Here is a 20847-nt window from a genome sequence, read left to right on the forward strand (position 1 = left end):
GCGGTGCCGTCGGGGAACATGGGAGGGGCGCCCATTGCCACGGCGCGGCCGGCGGATCGGGAACCCGCGCCGGGCCAAGTCCATTGTCCCTCGTTGGAAGGGGGCGACCATGCTGGATACCGGGCCGGGCGAGCGCAGGCTGATCGACGCCGCCTTTCGCGACGAGATGCGCCATGTCGCGGCGCGCGCCGCCGCGCTCGACGAGGATGGCTGCTTTCCCTCGCAGGACATTGCCGGCCTCGCCGCCGCCGGGGCGCTGGCCGCGCCTTTCCGCGCCGGCGATCCCGTTGTCGACGCCGAACAACTGCCGGAAGCGCTGCGGCGGATCGGCCATGCGAGCCTGCCGCTCGGGCGACTCTTCGAGGGCCATGTCAACGCGGCGATGCTCATACGCCGCTTCGGAACGCCCGGGCAATGGGAGCGGGCCGGGCGCGAGGCGCGCGCCGGCGCGCTGTTCGGCATCTGGAACACCGAAGGCGCGGACGGCGTGCGGCTGGTGCGCCGGGGGGGCGGCCTGCGTCTGCACGGCGGCAAGACCTTCGCCTCCGGGGCCGGCCATGTCGATCGGCCGCTGATCACCGCGCGCTGCGAGGAGGGTGGGATCGTCCTCGTGCTGGCGCGTCCCGATGCGGCGCCCCGCGCCGATCTGTCCGGCTGGAAGGCGCACGGCATGCGCGCCTCGGCCACCGGCAGCTTCGATTTCACCGATCTCGCGGTCGAGCCGGAGGACATCGTCGGCGGCCCGGGCGACTATCATCGCCAGCCCTTCTTCTCGGCCGGTGCGTGGCGCTTCTGCGCCGTGCAGCTGGGCGGCATCGAGCGGCTGGTGGACGAGGCCCGCCTGTTCCTGCGCGGGCGCGGGCGCCATGAAGACCCCCACCAGCTTGCCCGCATGGGCGAGGCGGCCACCGCCGCCGAGACCGCCCGGCTGTGGGTCGAGCGCGCCGCCCGGATCGCCGAGGCCGAGGATGTGGCGGCGAGCCCGGACGCGGCGGCCGCCGCCATCGCCTATGTGAATCTCGCGCGCGGCGCGGTGGAGCACAGCGGGCTGGAGGTGATGCAACTGGTCCAGCGTTCCATCGGCCTCGCCGCCTTCCTGCGCGATCATCCGGTCGAGCGGCTGTGCCGGGATCTGGCGACCTATCTGCGCCAGCCCGCCCCCGACCGTGCGCTTTGCGAGGGCGCCGCCCATATCCTGCGGAGCACTCAGCCGCTGGGGGAGATATGGCGATGAAACCCGATGCCGGTGCGGTCCTGCGGGCCGCCGAGGAATTTCCACTGGTCCGGCCCGAGGAGTTCGTACGCCGGCGGCTCGTGGTGGTGGCGCCGCACCCCGACGATGAAAGCCTCGGCTGCGGCGGGCTCATCGCCGCCTGCCGCAGCGCGGGTCTCCCCGTGACGATCGTCGTCGTCAGCGACGGCGCCGGGTCGCACCCGCGCTCGCGCCTGTTTCCCCCCGAGCGCCTCGCTGCCCTACGCAAAAGCGAGGCTCTGGCGGCGGCCGGCCGCCTCGGCGTGGCGGAGGGCGACGTGCATTTCCTCGGCCTGCCGGATCGCCGCGTGCCCGATACGGGACCCGAGGCGACGCAGGCGGTGGAGCGCATCGCGCATCTGGCGGCGGGGGCGGATGTCATGGCCGTCACCTGGCGCCACGATCCCCATTGCGATCACAAGGCGAGCTTCGCCCTGGCGCGCGCGGCCGCGCGGCAGGTCCCCGGCCTCGCCCTGTGGGAATACCCGATCTGGGGCTGGACGCTGCCGCCGCATGAACCGCTGGACGGCGCGCGCGCCGAGGGCGTGAGGGTGGATGTCGGCGATGCCCTGTCCGCCAAGCGCCGCGCCATCGCCGCCCATGCCTCGCAGACGACGGCACTCGTGCACGACGACCCCGCCGGCTTCCGGCTCACCCCTTCCATGCTGGCGCTTTTCGACACGCCGGCGGAAGTGTTCTTCGGTCCGGCCGCGTGAGCGCGAGCCTGCCGCCCGGCTATTTCGATGCGCTCTACGAAGCCTCGCCCGATCCCTGGGCGTTCGAGACCAGCGCCTATGAGCGCGCCAAATACGCAGCCACCCTCGACGCCCTGCCGGCGCCGCGCTACCGGCGCGCGCTGGAGGTCGGCTGCTCCATCGGCGTGCTGACGCGCCAGTTGGCCGACCGCTGCGACGCGCTGGTCGCCATGGACCCGGCGCGGCGCGCGCTGGAGCGGGCCCGCGCCCGCTGCCGCGATCTGCACCATGTCCAGTTCGTCGAGGGGCAGGCGCCGGGCGACTGGCCGCCGGGGCGCTTCGATCTCGTGATGCTGTCCGAGGTCGTCTATTATCTCGACCGCCACGACGTGACCCGCCTCGCGGCGCGGGCCGCCGCCTCGATGGAGCGCGGCGGCCATGTCGAGTTGGCGCACTGGGTGCGCGAGACGAACTATCCCCTGTCAGGCGACGAGGCGAGCGAGCATTTCATCGGCGCGCTCGGCACGTCCTTCCGCTGCCTCGCGCAGCAGCGCACCGACGACTACCGGCTGGATCTCCTCGTCGCGTGCTGAGAGCCGTTCGAGGCGGGCGTGCAGCCTCATGGCGGCGGCGAGATGCGCGTCCATCCGCGCGGGTGACAGCGGCCGGTGCGCGAGAACGGGGCTGAGGGCGAGCGCCGTCGCCCACGTCTCGCCGAAGCCCCGGTCCCCGGCCTCGCGGAGCCTGCCGGCCGGCAGGCTGAGCCGACGCTCCCAGTCGCGCAGCCCGGCGCCCGCCGCCAGAGCGTCGCGCAGCCGGCGCCGCGCGAGAATGCGCCGAAGCGCCGCCGGCAGGGTCTCCGGCGCATCGCCCCGGTTGCTGTCAGGCCGGCACCAGCGTTGCAGCGTCGCCGCGCAGCCCCCGGCGGCGCGCCCGTCGAGCCGTGCCGAGGTGGTGACGACGATGTCCGGGTCGTGGCGGATCGGGATGTCGTGCCGGGCCAGCGCGGCGGCGAGGGCGCGGTCTTCACCCACGGGCACGCAGGGAAGGCCGCCGATGCGGCGATAAGCACCGAGCGTCAGCGCGAAGCTGGCGCCGGACTCGGTGCCGTGATGGGGCCAGGGGTCGTGGGGCAGGGGATCGAGCCGGGCCGTCAGCGCGAGCAGTGCCTGTTCATAGGCGACCTGTCGGCGCCGGCGCCGGCGCGCCAGCGGGGGCAGCCACGATTCCTCCAGCGCGTCGAACTCGAACCGCCCCGCGACGGCGCCGCAATTCCCGGCGAGGCCGAGCAGGTTCCGCCGCAGCCAGTCCGGCCCGACGCGCGTATCCGCGTCGGTGGTCAGCAGGAAGGCCGGTCCCGGCCGCTCCTGCACCCACAGGCTGGCGACGTCGAGCGCCAGTCCCCGCGCATAGCCGGCATTGGCGTGGGGCGCCGGCAGGTCGACCGACAGGATCAGATGGGCGACATCCGTCGCCGCGAGACGGCGGCGGGCGCGCTCCGCCGTGGCGTCGCGGGAATTGTTGACCAGGAGAACGATGCCGAGGCCGTGCCCGTCCTCCCCGGTGGCTCCGGGGCGCTGGCCGACGAGCGCGGAGAGGCAGGCCTCGATGCGCTCCTCCTCGTCCCGCGCCGGCAGGGCGACGACCGCCCGGGGCGCACGCACTCCCGGATCCGCCGCGCGGTACAGCCGGCGGGCGAGGTCGAGGCGCGGGGCGTCGGCGATGAGCATCGGAAAGGATCCCGTGGGGCAGGCCTCGAACGCCCGACGCATGCCGCAGGTTCCGACCGGCCTTTCCCAACGGGTCGCAGCAATTTCCTGCGCCGTGCCAGCCCTCCCGCACCGCACCCAAGCGTGGAACCTCTGGCCGGTTCACGCGTTCACGCAGCTTGGATGCCTCTGCATCGGCGGCGTTTGGGCATTGGGTGGCCCGGGGGAAGTGAATGGGGCCGCACCACCGCATCGACACTGCCGGACACGCCTTTCTTGCCGTCGACAGCGAGATGGCGCGCCGGATTGCCGGCCATCGCTGGATGTCCACGCCGATCGGCCCGATCGAGGCTTGGCCGCCGAGCCTGCGCAACACGGTCTCCCTGATGCTGGCCTCCCCGGTACCTCTCGTCCTGCTATGGGGCGAGGCCGGGGTGATGATCTACAACGACGCCTATTCGGGTTTCTCCGGCGGTCGTGACAGCCGGCTGCTGGGCGCCAATGTGCGCGAGGGCTGGGCGGAAGTCGCCGATTTCAACGACAACGTCATGCGGGTGGGGCTGTCCGGCGGCACGCTGAGCTACCGCGACTTTCCCCTGACCCTGCATCGCGACGGCCATCCCGAGCAGGTCTGGCTGAATCTCGACTACTCCCCGGTCGCCGGCGACGACGGGCGGCCCGCCGGGGTGATCGCCGTCGTGGTCGAAGTCACCGAGGCCCATCGCACCCGCGTGGCGCTGGAGGCGAGCGAAGCCAAGCTGCGCTTCCTCGATTCGCTCGGCCGCGCGGTGGCCGACAGCCGCAACGCCGACGACATCCTCGCCGTCACCACGCAGATGACGGCGCAGCACATCGGCACGTCCAACTGCGCCTACGCCGACATGGACGAGGACGAGGACGGCTTCACCATTCGCGGCAACTGGCATGCGGAAGGCTCGCCCTCCATCGTCGGCCACTACCGCCTGGCCGATTTCGGCCGGCGTGCGGTGGAGGAACTGCGCGCCGGGCACCCGCTCGTCATCGCCGACAACGCGGCCGAGCTGCCGGCGGAGGAGGCGCGGATGTTCCAGTCCATGGGCATCGCCGCCACCGTCTGCATGCCGCTGATCAAGCAGGGCCGGCTGACGGCGCTGATGGCGGTGCACGACAGGCGCCCCCATCGCTGGTCTGACGATGAGCTGGCGATCATCCGCGAGGTCACGGAGCGCTCCTGGGCGCATATCCAGCGCGCCGGCGCCGAAGGCGTCATGCGCGCCCGCGAGGCGCACCACCGGCAGATTCTCGACAGCGCGGTGGACTACGGCATCGTCGCCACCGATCTCGACGGACGCATCACCCTGTGGAACCGGGGCGCCGCCGAGATGCTGGGCTGGACCGAGGCGGAAATGCTGGGCCAGCCGATCGCGGCGTTCTTCACGCCCGAGGATCGCGAGGTCGGCCGCCCCGAGGCCAAGCGCGCCGAGGCGCTCGACAATGGCCGCGCCGTCGACGCGCGCTGGCACCTCAAGAAGTCCGGGGCGCGCTTCTGGGGGCTGAGCGAGATGACGCCCCTGCGCGACGAAGCCGGCACGCCGATCGGCTTCGTCAAGCTCATCCGCGACCGGACCGACGAGTACAGGGCCGAGGCGGCGCTCCGCCGGAGCGAGGAGCGCCTGCACCGGGCGCAGACGGCCGGCGGCGTCGGCCTGTTCTCGGTCGACATCGCCACCAATCTCATCAGCGCCACCCCCGAGTTCTGCCGCATCTTCGGCATCGCCCCGGCCACCGAGATTCCCGCCTCGGTCGTCGAGCAGCTGGTGCTGCCGGACGATGCCGAGATCATCTCCAACGGGGCACGCCGACGCGCCGGGGAGGCCCTGCTCGACGTCGAGTACCGGGTCCGCCGGCAGGACGACGGCGAACTGCGCATCGTCGCCCGCAAGGCCGAATATGAGCGCGACGATACCGGCGCGCCGGTGCGCATGGTCGGCGCGGTGCAGGACGTGACCGAGCGCCGGCGCATCCAGTCGGCGCTGGAGAAGAGCGAGGCGCAGTTCAGTGCGCTGGCGCAGAACATGCCCAACCAGGTCTGGACCGCCCGCGCCGATGGCGGGCTCGACTGGTTCAACGACCAGATCTACGCCTATTCCGATGCCGCGCGCGGCAGCCTCGACGGCGCCGGCTGGACGGACCTCGTTCATCCCGACGACCTGCCTCTGGCGGTGGAGCGATGGCAGGCCGCGCTCGCCTCGGGCCGGACCTACGAGGTCGAGTTCCGCCTGCGCGACGCCAATGGCGGCTATCGCTGGCATCTCGCCCGCGCCGTCCCGCTGCTCGATGCACGGGGCACGATCACCGCCTGGATCGGCACCAACACCGAGATCGATGCGCAGAAGCGGACCGAGGAGGCCTATGCGCAGGACCGCGACCGGCTCTGGACGATCAGCCAGGACCTGATGCTGGTCTGCGATTTCCGGGGCGTGATCACCGCCGTCAATCCGTCCGCCCAGCGCCTGCTCGGCTGGGACGAGGCCGAGATGGTGGGCCGGGAGGTGATCGAGTTCCTGCACCCGGACGATGTCGAGGCCAGCATGGGCGAGCTGGCGCGCTCGTCGACCGGCGTCACCACCTTCGCCTTCGAGAATCGCTACCGCACCAAATCGGACGAGTTCCGGCTGCTCGCCTGGAGCGCGGTGCCGGACAATGGCCGCATCCACGCCGTCGGGCGCGACATCACCGAGCAGCGCGCGGTCGAGGACGCGCTGCGCCAAAGCCAGAAGATGGAGGCCGTCGGCCAGCTTACCGGCGGCATCGCGCATGACTTCAACAATCTGCTGCAAGGCATCTCGGGCAGCCTCGACATACTGACGAGCCGGCTCGCGCAGGGCCGCCTCGACGACCTGACGCGGTGGCTGGCGGGAGCCAAGGCCTCGGCCGACCGCGCGGCGGCGCTCACCCATCGCCTGCTGGCCTTCTCCCGCCGTCAGCCGCTCGACCCGCGTCCGGTGCGCGCCAATCCGCTGATCGCCTCGCTGGAGGACATGCTCAGGCGCACGCTCGGCGAGCGCATCGAACTCGAACTGGTGCTTGCCGGCGGCCTGTGGCTGACCCGGTGCGATCCCAACCAGCTTGAGAGCGCGATCCTCAATCTCGCGATCAATGCGCGCGATGCCATGCCCCAGGGCGGCAAGCTCACCATCGAGACCTGCAACGCTCATCTCGACAGCCGCTACGCCGCGCGCCAGCGCGACGTGAAGCCGGGACAATATGTGTGCATCTGCGTCACCGATACCGGCATCGGCATGAGCCGGGAGGTCATCGCCCGGGCCTTCGAGCCCTTCTTCACCACCAAGCCGATCGGGCAGGGAACGGGGCTCGGCCTTTCGATGATCTACGGCTTCACCCGCCAGTCCGAGGGCTATGCGCGCATCTATTCGGAGGTCGGGCAGGGTACGACGGTCAAGCTCTACCTGCCGCGCTACCGGGGGGATGATGAGGAGGCCGAGGATCCGGCTTCTGAGGCCGGCGCGACGCAGGGCTCGGAAGCGGGCGAGGTCGTTCTCGTCGTCGAGGACGAGCCGGTCGTGCGCGGCCTGATCGTCGAGATTCTCGGCGAATTCGGCTATCGCGCCATCGAGGCGGGCGACGGCCACCGGGGGCTGGAGATTCTCCAGTCCGGCCGGCGCATCGACCTGCTGATCACCGATATCGGCTTGCCCGGGCTCAACGGGCGGCAGGTCGCCGAAGGCGGGCGCCTCGCGCGGCCGGGCCTCAAGGTGCTGTTCATGACCGGCTATGCCGAGAACGCGGCGCTGGCCTCCGGCTTTCTCGAGCCGGGCATGGCGATGATCACCAAGCCGTTCTCGATGGACGCGCTGGCCAAGCGCATCCGCGAGATCATCGAAGGTCAGGACCGTCCGGGGGCGCCGCCGGGTTGAAAGCGCGCGGGAAGGCCGGTACAGGTCGGCCATGAAAAATATCGACAGCTTCCAGGATCGCCAGAAGACCGCCAACGCTGCCCGCGAGCGCATGCTCGCCCGGCTCGCCAGCCGCCCCGCGGCGGACGATCCCGCCGTTCTCGCCCGCGCCGCCGAGCGCCGGGCCATCGACGAGGCCCGGTCCGCGCGCCGCGTGGAGCGTCAGGAGGCCGATGCGGCGCAGGAGCGCCAGCGCATCGAGGCCGCCGCCGAGCACATCGCCAAGAACGAGGCCGATGCCAAGGCCCGCCGCGACGCCCGCTACGCCGCCCGCAAGCTGCGCACCGGCCGCGCCGTCGACTGACCGCCCGCCGCCACGAGATCAGGCAGCTACGAAACTTTACCGGTCAGGCGGTGTCGCCCGACCGGCAAGAGCGTGGCGTCGTTCCGATGCTCAGGGCTGGGCGACCGTCAGGTAGAGCCCGCCCGGCTTCTCGTTCGGGCCGGAAATCGCCGGCACCTTGTTCGAGATCGGCTTGAGCGACTTCAGATAGCCCGCCAGCGCGTCGGCATCCTTCGCGGTCAGCCGGCCGTAGGAGTGCCAGGGCATGGCCGGGGCGAGCATGCGTCCGTCGGGACGCTCGCCCTTGGTCACGGCCTTGATGATGTCGGCCTTGCTCCATTTCCCCAGCCCGGTCGCGTCGTCGGGCGTGAGGTTGGGCGGGAAGAACACGCCGAGCCCGGGTATCTGGAAGCCGACATCGCCCCCGCTCAGCGAGCGGGCGAAGTCCGGCTTGCCGAGCATGATGCCGGGCGTGTGGCAGCCGCCGCAATCCATGATCATGGCGAGATATTCGCCCCGCTTCACATCCGCATGGCCTGAGGCGGGAAGTCCCGCCAGACCGGCCGTGAGGGCAAGCAGTGTCGCAAGCACGTTCCTTTTCATGTGTGGTTACTCCCCCAGTTGACGATCGTCAGAGCGCCGGTCCCGCCGGCGGTCGACGCTGTTCCTGCACCTTGTTCTGCACGTCCTCAGGCACGTCGTGCGAACCGTCAAGCGCCGCCCGGACGAGCGCTCGAACAGCCCACACCTTCACATCCCGTGCCGCGTCGTCGTCGATACGCAGCACGTCCTTGAAGACGATCATCGCCTCTGGCCCGAAGATCAGGCTGAGCGCCCCGCACAGGCGCTGGTAATCCTCGGGCGTCATCCGCTCGCGGGCGGGGGCCAGCGCCGCCTCGATCAGCGGCAGGCGACGGTTCTGGCGCACGGGCAGGCCCCGTGTCTCCACCAGCACCGACGAGGCGAGCATCACCCGCAGCGCCGGCTCGTTGTCGTAGGTGACGCGGTGCAGGGCCTCCTCGGCCTTCAGCGCACGTGCCGTCGGGTCTGTCGACTCGTCGCCCTCGAACAGGCCCGACACTTCCGGCATGGCGATGTGCACGGAGGCTTCGGCCAGCATCACTTCGAGATTGGGGAAGTAGCGATAGGCGGTGGCGCGCGAGACCCGCGCATCCTCCGCCACGGCCTCCAGCGACGGCTTGCGCCCCTCCTTCATCAGCCGCGCGGCGGCGGCGAGAAGGTCTTTCCGGGTGCGGTAATGCTGGTTCGTCCGCTCGCGCGGCTTGGTGTCCGCCATCTCCGCGCCTCAGGAAAGCTGGCGCAGGATGGCGGCGACGTCGAGCCACACCTGCTCGCGGCGGATATTACCGGACGGCGCGAATTCGATCACGTGCAGCATGCGGAATTCGAGCGGGCGCCCGCGGCCCTCCATGCCGAAGGGGCGGCCCACCGCGCGCCCGCTCCACAGCGTCTCGTCGACGAGGAAGTTCTCGCCATACATGCGGCGGATCGGCGTGGCGCGGCCATCGGCGAGGTCGGCGAACAGCGTCTCGTAAAAGCCGCGCGTCGGCTCATGGCCGAAGGAGGGGCCGTGCGGCCAGCCGACCACGTCGTGCTCGCAATCGGGGGTGAGGGTCGAGAGGACGCCCTCCACATCGTCATTGGCCTCGAAGGTGAAATGCTCGTTGATCTTCGCGTCCATGAAGGCGGCGGTCAGGGTCATGATGGCTTCTCGTGATGACACGTATGGATCAAGTTGAGACTTATGTCTCATTAAGGGACGTGCATGTCAATTAGGTGAACCCGTCGGTTGCGACGTTGCGTTCGGCCGTTGACGTCACTGCGGTGCGCCGTGCTAGGGCTGGATTTCCGCCGGACAGGGAGTGCGCCGATGACCGCGAATGACTGGAGCGCCGCGCAATATCTGAAGTTCGAGGAGGAGCGCACGCGTCCTTCCGCCGACCTGCTGGCGCGGGTGCCGCTCGCCGCGCCTGCCGCCGCCATCGACATTGGCTGCGGTCCCGGCAACAGCACCGAACTGGTCGCGGCGCGTTATCCCGAGGCGGCGGTGGAGGGGCTCGATTCCTCGCCGGACATGCTGGAAAAGGCCCGCAGGCGCCTGCCGGGCCTTGTCTTCCATCTCGGCGACATTGCGAATTGGCAGCCGGCGCGCGCCTATGATCTCGTCTTCGCCAATGCCGTGCTGCAATGGCTGCCCGATCATGAGCGGCTGCTGCCGCGCCTTGCCGGCGCGCTGGCACCGGGCGGCTGCCTGGCGGTGCAGATGCCCGACAATTTCGACGAGCCCTCGCATGCCACCATGCGCGAGATCGCCGAGGTCGGCGACTGGGCGCCGAAGCTGCGCGGCGCCAAGGACGCCAAGGCCGATATCGGCTCCTTCGACGACTATTACCGCTGGCTGCGCGCCGCCGGCTGCGCGGTGGACATCTGGCGCACCACCTATGTGCACCCGATGGCGGGCGCGCCGGCCATCGCCGAATGGTTCAAGAGCACGGGGCTGAAGCCCTATCTCGACCGGCTCGACGCGGGCGAGCGCGAGGCCTTCGTGAGCGCCTATGTCGAGCGGATCGACGCGCGCTACGAACACCACGAGGGCGGGACGCTGCTGCTGCGCTTCCCGCGCCTGTTCATCGTGGCGCGCCGCCCCGGTTGAGGCGGCGCGGCCCTTGCGGGCTCAGAGTGCGCCGGACTTGATGTAGTCAACCATCTGGGTCGCGACCGTGCCCCAGCCGTCGTGGAAGCCCATCTTCTCATGCGAGTCGCGAGTGGCCGCGTCGCCATGGATGGCGAGTGCGGTGTAGCGCGTGCCGCCGCCCGAGGGCGCCAGCAGCAGCGCGCCGGTGAAGAAGGGCTTGGGCGCCGGGCGGAAGCCGGGCAGCAGCGTGTCGGTGAACACCAGCCGCTCGTGTCGCACCACGTCGAGATAGCAGCCGGCATTGTCGTGCTCCTCGCCCTCGGGCGAGCGCATCACCGTGCGGAAGATGCCGCCGGGGCGCAGGTCGATCTCGCAGTCGGCGATCGTCCAGGGCCTGGGAACGAACCATTGCCTGAGATGGGCCGGCGTCGTCCACGCCTTCCACACGAGGTCGACGGGGACGTCGATCTCGCGCTCCAGCTTGAGATCGTAGCGGGGATCGAACGCAGCAAGCGGGAAGGTCATTCGGGCGTCTCCTCTTTCATGGAAAGCAGATAGCTGTCGAGCCGGTCGAGCCGCTGTTCCCACAGCGTCCGCTGGCGACCGAGCCAGTCCTCGGCGACCTTCAGCTGGGCCGTCTCCAGCTGGTAGGTCCGCACCCGGCCGACCTTGCGCGAGCGCACCAGCCCGCACCCTTCCAGCACCTTCATATGTTCGAGGAAGGAGGGCAGCGCCATGCGGTACGGCGCCGCCAGCTCGCTCATCGACGCCTGCTTCGCGGTGAGGCGCTGCACCACGTCCCGGCGGGTCGGGTCCGCGAGGGCGCGGAAGATGCCGTCTATGGCGGAGGCGGGCGGGGCGGAAGCGTGAGTGTGCATAAGGGGCCGTGTGCCAGGTTCCAGTCGGTCTTACCTAGCGGCAGACAACATTTAGGTCAACACCTAAGTGTTTAGCGAAATGAAAGCCGGCCGGTGGGAACCGGCCGGCGGGGCAGGGTGGGCCGCGCGGCCCGGCGGGCGCCGGGCCGTCGGCGAGGGGGTCAGATCAGGCTGATCTTTCCGCTGGCGAGGTCGTAGAGCCCGCCCACGACCTTGATTTTTCCGCTCTCGACGGATTCCGAGATGATGGGCGTCGCCCCCTTCAACTCGGTCACGTTGTAGCGGACATTCTCGATGATCGCCGCGTCGAGCGGGTTGTCGGGCTTTTCCTTCAGCGCGATCTCGACCGCCGGCTTGATATGGCTCACCAGATCGTCGAGATGGCCGGGCAGGCTGATATTGTTCTTCACCACCTTGATGGTGGCGTCGACCGCGCCGCAATTGGTGTGGCCGAGCACCATGATCAGCGGCACGCCGAGGAACTTCACGCCATATTCGAGGCTGGCCAGGCCGTCATCGTTCACGAAGTTGCCGGCGACGCGCACCACGAAGAGTTCGCCCGGCCCCTGATCGAAGGCGAGTTCCGGGGAAACGCGCGAATCGGCGCAGCTCACCAGCCCGGCGAAGGGATACTGCGCCTTGGTCCGGGCCGCGCGGCCGGCCGAGAAGTCCTTCTGCTCGGGCGTGTTGGCGACATAGCGCGCATTGCCGTCCAGCAGCCGCTTGAGCGCCTCGTCGGGGCTGATCGCATTGGGCGGCGGCACGAGGGCTTCCTGCGCGAAGGCGGGCAGGGCGAAGCCGCCCAGAAAGGCGGTGGAGGCGAGGCCGAGGCCGGCGCCAAGCGCCCGGCGGCGGGAAAGGGCGAAGCTTTCATGGTCGGTGCACATGCGGGTTTCCTCTCGGGTCGGTTGTTCTGGACGGCGAGACGGCACGCGGCGAGGTTGGGCGCCGCCGGATCGCCGCACGGCGCGCCCCGCATGGATACCTCCGTTTTTCGTCCCGCACCCAGTATTTCTGTCGGCGGGGGGCGTTCCAGCCCAAACTTTGCAACGATCTGAGCGAAGGTCCGCACGGGTGCCGAGGCGAGAGGCGAGCGAGGCGGGCGCCGGCCCGACGCACCGGCCGGCGACCGCGCTGCCGGCAGGCTTCGACGCGGAGGCCGCGCGCCTGCTCGCCCATCCGCGCCTGCGGCCAGCGTTGGCGCACTATTGCCACGGCATGGCGACCGGCGCGACGCTCGACTGGCCCTACTACAAGCTGTTCGACCAGCTCGGGCGCTACCTCGTCTGCTACATGCTGATCCACAACTACTACGCCTGGCACGAGGGCGGGGGCCCGGCGCCGACGCTCGCCGCCCTGCAGAGGGCCTCGGGGGCCAGCCCGCGGCACACGGCCGGCTTCGTCGCCGCGCTCAAGGCCGGCCGGCTGGTGGAGGTGGAGACCGATTCTGCCGACCGGCGCGCCACGCTGCTGCGGCCGACGCCGCTGGTCATCGCCGAGATCGGGCGCTCGCTGCGTCTCTTCATGGCGGCAGCGGACCGGATCGAGGGCCGCTGTCCCGGCCGCGCCGGGGAACTCGCCGATCCCGACCGCCTGGGCGGCCTGATCAGCCGCTCGGCCGCCTATGTGCTGGCGAACGGCACGCTGCTGCACGCCTTCCCCGCGGTGCTGCATTTCACCCTGCGCGACTGCGGCTACCCGCTGCTGGCGGCGGTGGTGGGCAGCCACTATGCCGAGACGGTCGAGGGCGTCCCGCCTGCCGTTTCCCTCGGACGGCGGGCGCTGGCGGAGAGGTTCACGGTGTCGCCGGCCCATGTCGGCAGCCTCTTCACGCAGGCCGAGGCGCGGGGCTGGTTCGCCGTCGCGCCGGGCGGGCGTCTCGCCGTCATGGGCGAGGCGTTTCTCGCCGAGTTCGAGCGCTGGGCGGCCTGGCAGATGGTGCATGTCGAGCAATTGTGGGAGCCGGAGACACCCGCTTGAGCCGGACGGACGGCGATCGAGCAGGCCCGGCAGGGCAATCGCGCCTGTTGTCCCCCGCGACGAAATGCATCGTGTGGGGTGGACCTTTCGCCATCTAGGATCATTCTAACGGGGTGCTGGCATCAGCGCCGCGCGAAAAGGTGCCGCACGTGACGGTGCCGGATAGAACCTCTGCCTCGGAAGGACGCCATGAACCGCTTCGTCATCACCGCCGCCCTGCTTGCGCTGGGCTCCTCCGCCGCGCTCGCGCAGAGCCCGGCCGGCGATCCCGCCAAGGGCGCCAATGTCTTCAAGAAATGCATGGCCTGCCATGCGGTCGGCGAGGGCGCCAAGAACAAGGTCGGCCCGGAGCTTAACGGCATCATCGGCCGCAAGATGGGCTCCATCGAAGGCTTCAACTATTCCGACACGCTCAAGGAGCACAACGCCAAGGGCGATGTGTGGACCGCCGAGGTGCTCTCCAAGTATCTGGAGAACCCGAAGGCCTACCTGCCGGGCGTGAAGATGGTGTTCGCCGGTCTTCCGAAGGAGACCGACCGCGCCGATCTCGAGGCTTATCTCGGCCAGTTCAACCTCGACGGCACCAAGAAATAGCGTCCTGTCGCGGCGGCCCGCCGGTGTCGGCGGGCCCGCCCTCCCGGCCGGGTCGCCGCGCCCGACGCCTTGTCCGCCATGCCGGTCACACCCCGACTGGATCGCCGCCGTTTCCTCGCTCTCGGTGCCGCCCTGACGGCGGGAGCGGGCACGCGCGCTTTCGCCCAGGCGGACGCGGCGCCGCTCGCGCTCGAACAGGTGGCGCCGGGCGTTCATGTCTATCGCGCGCCCTATGCGCTGGTCGCTCCCGACAATGACGGGGCGATCGCCAATGCGACGCTGATCGTCGGCGACGAGGCGGCGGCGGTGATCGACACCGGCAACAGCCGGCTGGCCGGCGCCAGGCTCAAGGCGGCGGTGCGCGCCGTCACCGACCGGCCGCTGCGCTACGTCATCAACACCCACATGCACCCCGACCATACGCTCGGCAACGCCGCCTTCGCAGGGGAGGGGACGCGATTCGTCGGCCATCACAAGCTGCCGCGCGCGCTCTCCCAGCGCGCCGAAACCTATCTCGCGCAGGCGCAGCGCCTTCTCGGCGCGGAGGCCGAGGGAACGGCGATCGTGCTGCCCGACCTTCTCGTCGAGGACCGGCTCGTTCTCGATCTCGGCGGCCGCCCGCTGGAACTGGTGGCGCACCCGACCGCCCACACCGACAACGACCTGACCGTGTTCGATTCGGCGACCGGCACGCGGGTGATGGGCGACCTGCTGTTCGTGGGCCATATCCCCACGCTGGACGGCAGCCTGCTGGGCTGGCTCAGGCTGCTCGATTCGCTCGCGGCCCTGCCGACGACCCGCGCCGTGCCCGGCCACGGCCCCGCCAGCGTTGCCTGGCCGCAGGCGGCCGAGGCCGAGCGGCGCTATCTGCAGCTGCTGCGCGACGACGTGCGCCGCATCCTCGCGGAAGGGCGCCCGATGGGCGACGCGCCGGCGCTGGTCGCCACCGCCGAAGGCAAGGAATGGGCACTGTTCGACGAGTTCAACGCGCGCAATGCCATTGCCGCCTATCACGAGCTCGAATGGGAATGACCATGCTGCACTGCAAAAAGTGCAAACTGCCCGACTGAGGTAAAACCAAGTAATCCCGTCTGGTATAATGTATTTTATTTCGCTCTTGCAGCGAAATCATAATAGGTTCGTGTTCTCTAAGAGTTCTTATTGCGAACCCCTGCAATTCGGATTAGCCTCTTAGTGTCTTCGGCTTCAACGGCGCTCGGGAAGAAGTTCCCGATCCGGTTCGTAGGCCAGCTTGGGGCGGGATGCCCCCGTGAGATCCGGCTGCCTCTCCCCCAGCCGGTCGTGACACGCTGCCGAGGACAAAAAGGTCAGAACGGCAAACAAGCCGCGACGGGTCGATCAGCATGATCGGTCCCGGAGGATCGTTCAGGAGGAGAAGAGGCATGCGCAAGATACTTGCGGCGGCAACGATGGTTGCTGCGGTGGCCTACGCTTGGCCGGCAGCGGCCAATGATGGGCTGACGAAGATCATCAAAGATCCCAAGCAATGGGGCATCCAGACCGGCGATTACGCCAACACCCGTTATTCCAAGCTCGACCAGATCAATGCCGGGAACGTCGGCAAGCTCCAGGTGGCCTGGACCTTCTCGACCGGCGTGCTGCGTGGCCATGAGGGCGGTCCGCTCGTCATCGGCGACGTGATGTACGTGCACACGCCCTTCCCGAACATCGTCTATGCCCTCGACCTGAACGACGATGGCCGGATCATCTGGAAGTACGAGCCCAAGCAGGACCCGAACGTCATCCCGGTGATGTGCTGCGATACGGTCAATCGCGGCCTTGCCTATGCCGACGGCACGATCTTCCTGCATCAGGCCGACACCACCCTCGTCGCGCTCGACGCCAAGACCGGCGCCAAGAAGTGGTCGATGGTCAACGGCGACCCGAAGAAGGGCGAGACCAACACCGCCACCGTCATGCCGGTGAAGGACAAGGTCATCGTCGGTATCTCGGGCGGCGAGTTCGGCGTGCGCTGCCACGTCACCGCTTACGACATCAAGACCGGCAAGCAGGTGTGGCGCGGCTACTCGATGGGCCCGGACAGCGAGATCCTCGTCGATCCGGAGAAGACCACCGAGCTCGGCAAGCCGGTCGGCAAGGACTCCTCGCTGAAGACCTGGGAAGGCGATCAGTGGAAGATCGGCGGCGGCTGCACCTGGGGCTGGTACTCCTACGATCCCGAGACCAACCTCGTCTATTACGGCTCGGGCAACCCCTCGACCTGGAACCCGGCCCAGCGCCCCGGCGACAACAAGTGGTCGATGACCGTGTGGGCGCGTGACGCCGACACCGGCGTCGCCAAGTGGGTCTACCAGATGACCCCCCATGACGAGTGGGACTTCGACGGCGTGAACGAGATGATCCTCACGGATCAGCAGTTCAACGGCCAGCCCCGCAAGCTGCTCACCCACTTCGACCGTAACGGCTTCGGCTACACGCTCGATCGCGTCAGCGGCGAACTGCTCGTCGCCGAGAAGTTCGACCCGGCCGTGAACTGGGCCACCAAGGTCGACATGGACCGCAACAGCAAGACCTTCGGTCGTCCGATGGTGGTGTCCAAGTACTCGACCCAGGCGCAGGGCGAGGACGTGAACACCAAGGGCATCTGCCCGGCGGCTCTGGGCACCAAGGACCAGCAGCCGGCGGCCTTCTCGCCCAAGACCAACCTGTTCTACGTGCCCACCAACCACGTCTGCATGGACTACGAGCCGTTCCGCGTCAGCTACACCGCGGGCCAGCCCTATGTCGGTGCGACCCTCTCGATGTTCCCGGCCCCGAACAGCCATGGCGGCATGGGCAACTTCATCGCGTGGGACAACACCAAGGGCAAGATCGTCTGGTCGCTCCCCGAGCCCTTCTCGGTGTGGTCGGGCGCTCTGGCCACTGCCGGCGACGTGGTGTTCTACGGCACCCTCGAAGGCTACCTGAAGGCGGTCGACGCCAAGACGGGCAAGGAACTCTACAAGTTCAAGACCCCGTCGGGCATCATCGGCAACGTCACCACCTATGAGCACAAGGGCAAGCAGCACATCGCCATCCTGTCGGGTGTCGGTGGCTGGGCGGGCATCGGCCTTGCGGCCGGCCTGACCGACCCGAACGCCGGCCTCGGCGCGGTGGGCGGCTATGCGGCCCTGTCGAACTACACCAACCTCGGTGGTCAGCTCACAGTGTTCACTCTGCCGAACTGAGAACGGATGGCGGGCGTCCCGCTCGGGAGCCCGCCATTTCGACAACGTAGCGGAAGGGGCCTGGCCGCCGGGAAAACCGGTGAGCCAGGCCCCACCGTCTCCGGCACTCGCGCCTTATGAGAATCTTAGAACAATTCCGAAACGGGAGCGTGCGGGCGGTTGGCCTGCCCCCTGCGGCGGACACGGCCCCCTCGAGGCCCCCTGAGGAGACTGCTTCATGATGAATTCCGTTCGCGGATGGCTTGTTTCCGGCATCCTGCCGGCGTCCGCCGGCGTGTCGGCTGTTGTGCTGGCGGCGGCGCTGGTCCTGCCCGTCCCCGCCCGGGCCCAGGACGCGGCTGCGCCCGCAGCGACGGCGGCCGCCCCGGTCGCCAAGGAGAAGGACGAACTCGGCAAGTACACGCTGCCGGATGGCGATCCGATCTACAACATCGGGACCGACGGTACCCTCGACTGGTACACCTATTCCGGCTACCGCCGCTATCACGCCGAATGCCATGTCTGCCACGGCCCGGACGGCATGGGCTCGTCCTATGCGCCGGCGCTGGCGAACTCGCTCAAGACCATGACCTATGCGCAGTTCATGGAAATCGTCGTCAACGGCAAGCAGAACGTCGGCGTCGGCACGGCCGATCAGGTGATGCCCGCCTTCGGCGAGAACAAGAACGTCATGTGCTACCTCGACGACCTCTATGTCTACCTCAAGGCCCGCGCCGACGGCGCTCTGGGACGCGAGCGGCCGAGCAAGCGCGAAGACAAGACGAAGGCGTACACAGCCAATGAGAACCAGTGCTTCGGACGGCCGAGCTGACCGCGCGCCGGGCGTGAAGCCCGCGCGGGTGTCCAACGGCAGCGCCCGCCATGCGGCGGGCCGGCGGGGAGGCGGCGCGACGGCGGCGCTCCTCGCCCTTCTCGTGGCCGCCGCGCTGCCGGGCGCCGTTCCGGCAGCGGCGCAGGTGGCCGATCTCGTCGACCGCTCGACGCTGCGCGTCTGCGCCGACCCGGCCAACATGCCCTTCACCGACGAGCAGGGCGAAGGCTTCGAGAACAAGATCGCCGAGCTGATGGCCGAGAAGATGGGCCTGCCGCTCGACTACACCTGGTTCCCGCAGGCGACCGGCTTCTACCGGATGACCCTGGGCGCCAAGCGCTGCGACGTGGTGATGGGCTATGTCGCCGGCGGCGACCCTGTGCTCAACACCAATGCCTATTACCGTTCGGCGTGGGTGCTGGTCACCAAGAAGAGCGGCGACCTCGCCGATGTCGATACGCTGGAGGATCCACGCCTCAAGGGGCGCCGGATCGGCGTCGTGGCCGGCTCGCCGCCGGGCGACCTGCTCACCCGCAACGGGCTCATGCCGCTGGCCAAGCCCTATGCGATGATGGTCGACCGACGCTACGAGAACCCCGCCGAGACGATGATCGCCGACATCGATTCCGGCGAGATCGACGCCGGCATTCTCTGGGGCCCGATCGGCGGCTACTACGCCGGCAAGTCGCCGGTGGAACTGGCCGTCACGCCGTTGGTGAAGGAGAAGGGCGACCCCTCGCTCGTCTACCGCATCACCTTCGGAATCCGGCCGGGCGAGCTGAACTGGAAGCACCAGCTCAACGCCTTCATCAAGGAGGAGCAGGGCGCCATCAACCGCATCCTGCTCGACTATGGCGTGCCGCTGCTCGACGGCCAGGACCGGCCGATCGAACAGGCGCCTTGAGCGAACGGGGAGGCGGCGATGAGCAAACGGCCCGAACCGTCGCTCAGCCGCCTCGCCTGGCTCGGCATGGCGGGGCTCGCCGCCGTCCTGTTCGCCTTCGCGCCGACGTCGGGCCGGGGCGAGGCGGCGGTGCCGGAGCCCGACGGCTACCGCATGGACAGTTTTCGCGCACCCACTCCGGCGACGCTGCGCGGGGTGCGGGTGATCGACACCGGCGAGGCCGAGCGGCTGTGGCGCGAGAAGGCGGCGCTGTTCGTCGACGTGATGCCGCGCGACGTGAAGCCGGCAAATCTCCCTGCCGGCACCATCTGGCGCGACAAGCCGCGCGACCATCTGCCCGGCAGCGTGTGGCTCGCCAATGTCGGCTATGGCGCGCTCAGCCCGGAGATGAACGCCTATTTCCGCGACCGGCTCGGCGCCCTCACCGAAGGGCGGCGCGACGCGGCGCTGGTCTTCTACTGCCTGACGGATTGCTGGATGAGCTGGAACGCCGCGCGCCGCGCGCAGGGCGAGTACGGCTATACCAATGTGATCTGGTATCCCGCCGGCAGCGACGGCTGGGCGAAGGCCGGCCTGCCGCTGGAAAAGGCGACGCCGCTGGAATAGGCGGCCCGCCCCTCCCGATGGTCCGCGCCCGCGCCCCACACCGCTAAACGTGTATGCTCCCGGCATGAACGGGCGTCTGCTATCGTTGAGGAACTGGCTGGCCGGCCACTGGGTGGCGGGGGCCGGCTTCATGGCTGCGGCGCTGCTCGCGGCGACGCCGCTGCTGGCCGCGCTGGCCCCGCTGCCGCTGCTGCTGCTCTTCCTGCACAGCCCCGGCTACATGATCCATCAGGTCGAGGAACATACCGGCGACCGCTTCCGCCGCTTCGCCAATGCGCGGGTGTTCGGCGGGCGGGAGGGGCTCTCCACCCCGGCCGTGCTGGTGATCAATGTCGGCGCGGTGTGGCTGATCAATCTCGCCGCGCTCTACGCGGCGCTGGCATGGGGCGCCGGCTATGGCCTCGTCGCGCCCTACGCCATGCTGGTCAACGCGCTCACCCATCTGGGCGCGCGCGTCCGGCTCGGGGTCTACAATCCGGGGCTGGCGACGGCGGTGGCGCTCTTCCTGCCGCTCAGCCTCGCGACCCTGATCGTGATCGGCATGGAGCCGGAGGTCGGCTGGCGTTTCCACGCCGCAGGGCTCGCCGGCGCGGTGCTGCTGCACCTCGCCATCGTGGCCCATGTGGCCCTGCGCCTGCGGCGACTGGCCGGCTAGGCCGGTTCACTCCATCACGTTCTGGATCGTCCGTGCCAGCGAGAAGGCGCGCTGCTCCAGCAGCACCGGGCTCTCGCACACCGCCGTCACCGCCTGGTTGCGCGCGTCGTAGATCCGGGTGTCCCACAGCAGCTGCTGTTCCATCTCCGTGGCCTTGGCCTTGTCCTCATCGTTCTGCGCGGCCTTCTTGGCCTTGGCGAGGGCGAGGCTCTCCTCCTTGATCCGCTTCGACAGCTCGATCTGGTGCTGCGAGTAGCGCTCGATGCCGTTCATGATGCGGCTGCGCCGGGCGTTGATCTGGTCGAACACGCCGGCGAACAGCAGGGTCAGGCGCGGCTTGCGCTCGGCGCCGGCCTTCTGCGCGAAGGCTTCCACCTGCTGCGTCGCGTCCTCGATCGGCGTGCGCTGGGCCACCAGCACCGGCACCAGCGCGGCGACGTCGCGGTCGTCCTGCCAGTTCAGGTTCTCGATGGCGGGGCCCGACCACATCTGGCCGGCCGCGAGCACCGGCACCTTTCGCTGGATGCACGGCCACAGGCCGCCCGCCGGGGCGGCCGCCAGCGCCGGGGCGCAGGACAGCAGCAGCAGGGGCACGGCGATGCGGAGGGTTCGGAACGACGTCGCGGGCGAGGTCGCGGGAGCGGTGGTGCTGGGCATGG

Annotated in this window: 22 protein-coding genes; 14 read left to right on the forward strand and 8 right to left on the reverse strand. The window is 69.5% G+C overall.

Annotation, left to right across the window (positions count from 1 at the left end; all coding sequences use genetic code 11):
• The first annotated feature begins 109 nt into the window (after positions 1 to 109).
• The 3 genes from GBB76_RS01595 to GBB76_RS01605 are packed head-to-tail and all read left to right on the forward strand — an operon-like array spanning position 110 to position 2540.
• On the forward strand, positions 110 to 1234 hold the full coding sequence (locus GBB76_RS01595; RefSeq protein WP_152301668.1) for an acyl-CoA dehydrogenase family protein: 1125 nt from the start codon (positions 110 to 112) through the stop codon (positions 1232 to 1234).
• On the forward strand, positions 1231 to 1968 hold the full coding sequence (locus GBB76_RS01600) for a PIG-L deacetylase family protein (RefSeq protein ID WP_152301669.1): 738 nt from the start codon (positions 1231 to 1233) through the stop codon (positions 1966 to 1968). Before GBB76_RS01595 ends, GBB76_RS01600 begins: the two co-directional genes overlap by 4 nt.
• Positions 1965 to 2540, forward strand: coding sequence for an SAM-dependent methyltransferase (locus GBB76_RS01605; RefSeq protein ID WP_152301670.1), 576 nt, complete (start codon positions 1965 to 1967; stop codon positions 2538 to 2540). The genes GBB76_RS01600 and GBB76_RS01605 overlap by 4 nt, the downstream gene beginning before the upstream one ends.
• Here the strand turns inward: GBB76_RS01605 and GBB76_RS01610 are convergent.
• Positions 2430 to 3677 (reverse strand): glycosyltransferase family A protein, encoded by a 1248-nt coding sequence (locus GBB76_RS01610; protein ID WP_152301671.1) that lies wholly within the window; start codon positions 3675 to 3677, stop codon positions 2430 to 2432. The two genes, GBB76_RS01605 and GBB76_RS01610, sit on opposite strands and share 111 nt — an antisense overlap.
• Before the next feature lie 212 nt (positions 3678 to 3889).
• Between GBB76_RS01610 and GBB76_RS01615 the strand changes: the two genes are divergently transcribed.
• Entirely contained in the window at positions 3890 to 7573 is a 3684-nt protein-coding gene (locus GBB76_RS01615) for a PAS domain S-box protein (protein WP_152301672.1), read from the forward strand.
• 31 nt (positions 7574 to 7604) lie between these two features.
• Positions 7605 to 7916 (forward strand): DUF6481 family protein, encoded by a 312-nt coding sequence (locus GBB76_RS01620; protein WP_152301673.1) that lies wholly within the window; start codon positions 7605 to 7607, stop codon positions 7914 to 7916.
• A 90-nt stretch (positions 7917 to 8006) separates the two neighbouring features.
• Here the strand turns inward: GBB76_RS01620 and GBB76_RS01625 are convergent, their stop codons facing one another.
• From GBB76_RS01625 to GBB76_RS01635, 3 genes are read right to left on the reverse strand one after another with little or no spacing between them, the layout of a single operon-like run.
• Complete coding sequence (locus GBB76_RS01625) at positions 8007 to 8486, reverse strand: c-type cytochrome (RefSeq protein ID WP_246668998.1); 480 nt, start codon at positions 8484 to 8486, stop codon at positions 8007 to 8009.
• Positions 8487 to 8526: 40 nt separating this feature from the next.
• Positions 8527 to 9192, reverse strand: coding sequence for a TetR/AcrR family transcriptional regulator (locus GBB76_RS01630; RefSeq protein WP_152301675.1), 666 nt, complete (start codon positions 9190 to 9192; stop codon positions 8527 to 8529).
• Positions 9193 to 9201: 9 nt separating this feature from the next.
• Entirely contained in the window at positions 9202 to 9618 is a 417-nt protein-coding gene (locus GBB76_RS01635) for an ester cyclase (RefSeq protein WP_152301676.1), read from the reverse strand.
• 168 nt (positions 9619 to 9786) lie between these two features.
• Between GBB76_RS01635 and tam the strand changes: the two genes are divergently transcribed.
• On the forward strand, positions 9787 to 10569 hold the full coding sequence (gene tam / locus GBB76_RS01640) for a trans-aconitate 2-methyltransferase (RefSeq protein ID WP_152301677.1): 783 nt from the start codon (positions 9787 to 9789) through the stop codon (positions 10567 to 10569).
• Between the two features lie 21 nt (positions 10570 to 10590).
• Here the strand turns inward: tam and GBB76_RS01645 are convergent, their stop codons facing one another.
• The 3 genes from GBB76_RS01645 to GBB76_RS01655 form a co-directional block, all read right to left on the reverse strand.
• On the reverse strand, positions 10591 to 11076 hold the full coding sequence (locus tag GBB76_RS01645; RefSeq protein WP_152301678.1) for an SRPBCC family protein: 486 nt from the start codon (positions 11074 to 11076) through the stop codon (positions 10591 to 10593).
• The gene (locus GBB76_RS01650; RefSeq protein WP_152301679.1) at positions 11073 to 11429 is read right to left on the reverse strand and encodes a metalloregulator ArsR/SmtB family transcription factor; all 357 of its coding nucleotides are present in this window, start codon (positions 11427 to 11429) and stop codon (positions 11073 to 11075) included. The genes GBB76_RS01645 and GBB76_RS01650 overlap by 4 nt, the downstream gene beginning before the upstream one ends.
• A 161-nt stretch (positions 11430 to 11590) precedes the next feature.
• Positions 11591 to 12316, reverse strand: a complete 726-nt coding sequence (locus GBB76_RS01655; protein WP_152301680.1) for a carbonic anhydrase — start codon at positions 12314 to 12316, stop codon at positions 11591 to 11593.
• 187 nt (positions 12317 to 12503) lie between these two features.
• On the opposite strand from GBB76_RS01655, the gene GBB76_RS01660 reads away from it, so the two are divergent.
• The 8 genes from GBB76_RS01660 to GBB76_RS01695 all read left to right on the forward strand — a co-directional run bounded on the left by GBB76_RS01660 (position 12504) and on the right by GBB76_RS01695 (position 20188).
• Complete coding sequence (locus GBB76_RS01660; protein WP_246668999.1) at positions 12504 to 13409, forward strand: hypothetical protein; 906 nt, start codon at positions 12504 to 12506, stop codon at positions 13407 to 13409.
• Between the two features lie 189 nt (positions 13410 to 13598).
• Positions 13599 to 14003, forward strand: a complete 405-nt coding sequence (locus GBB76_RS01665; protein WP_152301681.1) for a cytochrome c family protein — start codon at positions 13599 to 13601, stop codon at positions 14001 to 14003.
• A 78-nt stretch (positions 14004 to 14081) separates the two neighbouring features.
• Positions 14082 to 15035: a quinoprotein relay system zinc metallohydrolase 2 gene (locus GBB76_RS01670; RefSeq protein WP_152301682.1), complete on the forward strand. Its 954-nt coding sequence runs from the start codon at positions 14082 to 14084 to the stop codon at positions 15033 to 15035.
• Between the two features lie 371 nt (positions 15036 to 15406).
• On the forward strand, positions 15407 to 17212 hold the full coding sequence (gene xoxF5, locus GBB76_RS01675) for a lanthanide-dependent methanol dehydrogenase XoxF5 (RefSeq protein ID WP_152301683.1): 1806 nt from the start codon (positions 15407 to 15409) through the stop codon (positions 17210 to 17212).
• 217 nt (positions 17213 to 17429) lie between these two features.
• Entirely contained in the window at positions 17430 to 18023 is a 594-nt protein-coding gene (locus GBB76_RS01680) for a c-type cytochrome, methanol metabolism-related (RefSeq protein ID WP_152301684.1), read from the forward strand.
• A 28-nt stretch (positions 18024 to 18051) separates the two neighbouring features.
• Positions 18052 to 18927, forward strand: coding sequence for a substrate-binding domain-containing protein (locus GBB76_RS01685; RefSeq protein ID WP_371717033.1), 876 nt, complete (start codon positions 18052 to 18054; stop codon positions 18925 to 18927).
• A gap of 18 nt (positions 18928 to 18945) precedes the next feature.
• The gene (locus tag GBB76_RS01690; RefSeq protein WP_152301686.1) at positions 18946 to 19533 is read left to right on the forward strand and encodes a PQQ-dependent catabolism-associated CXXCW motif protein; all 588 of its coding nucleotides are present in this window, start codon (positions 18946 to 18948) and stop codon (positions 19531 to 19533) included.
• A gap of 64 nt (positions 19534 to 19597) precedes the next feature.
• Positions 19598 to 20188 (forward strand): HXXEE domain-containing protein, encoded by a 591-nt coding sequence (locus GBB76_RS01695; RefSeq protein ID WP_152301687.1) that lies wholly within the window; start codon positions 19598 to 19600, stop codon positions 20186 to 20188.
• A gap of 6 nt (positions 20189 to 20194) precedes the next feature.
• On the opposite strand, the gene GBB76_RS01700 is transcribed toward GBB76_RS01695, so the two are convergent.
• Positions 20195 to 20845: a hypothetical protein gene (locus GBB76_RS01700; RefSeq protein WP_152301688.1), complete on the reverse strand. Its 651-nt coding sequence runs from the start codon at positions 20843 to 20845 to the stop codon at positions 20195 to 20197.
• Positions 20846 to 20847: the final 2 nt, after the last annotated feature.

Source organism: Ancylobacter sp. TS-1 (assembly GCF_009223885.1).
GTDB lineage: Bacteria > Pseudomonadota > Alphaproteobacteria > Rhizobiales > Xanthobacteraceae > Ancylobacter.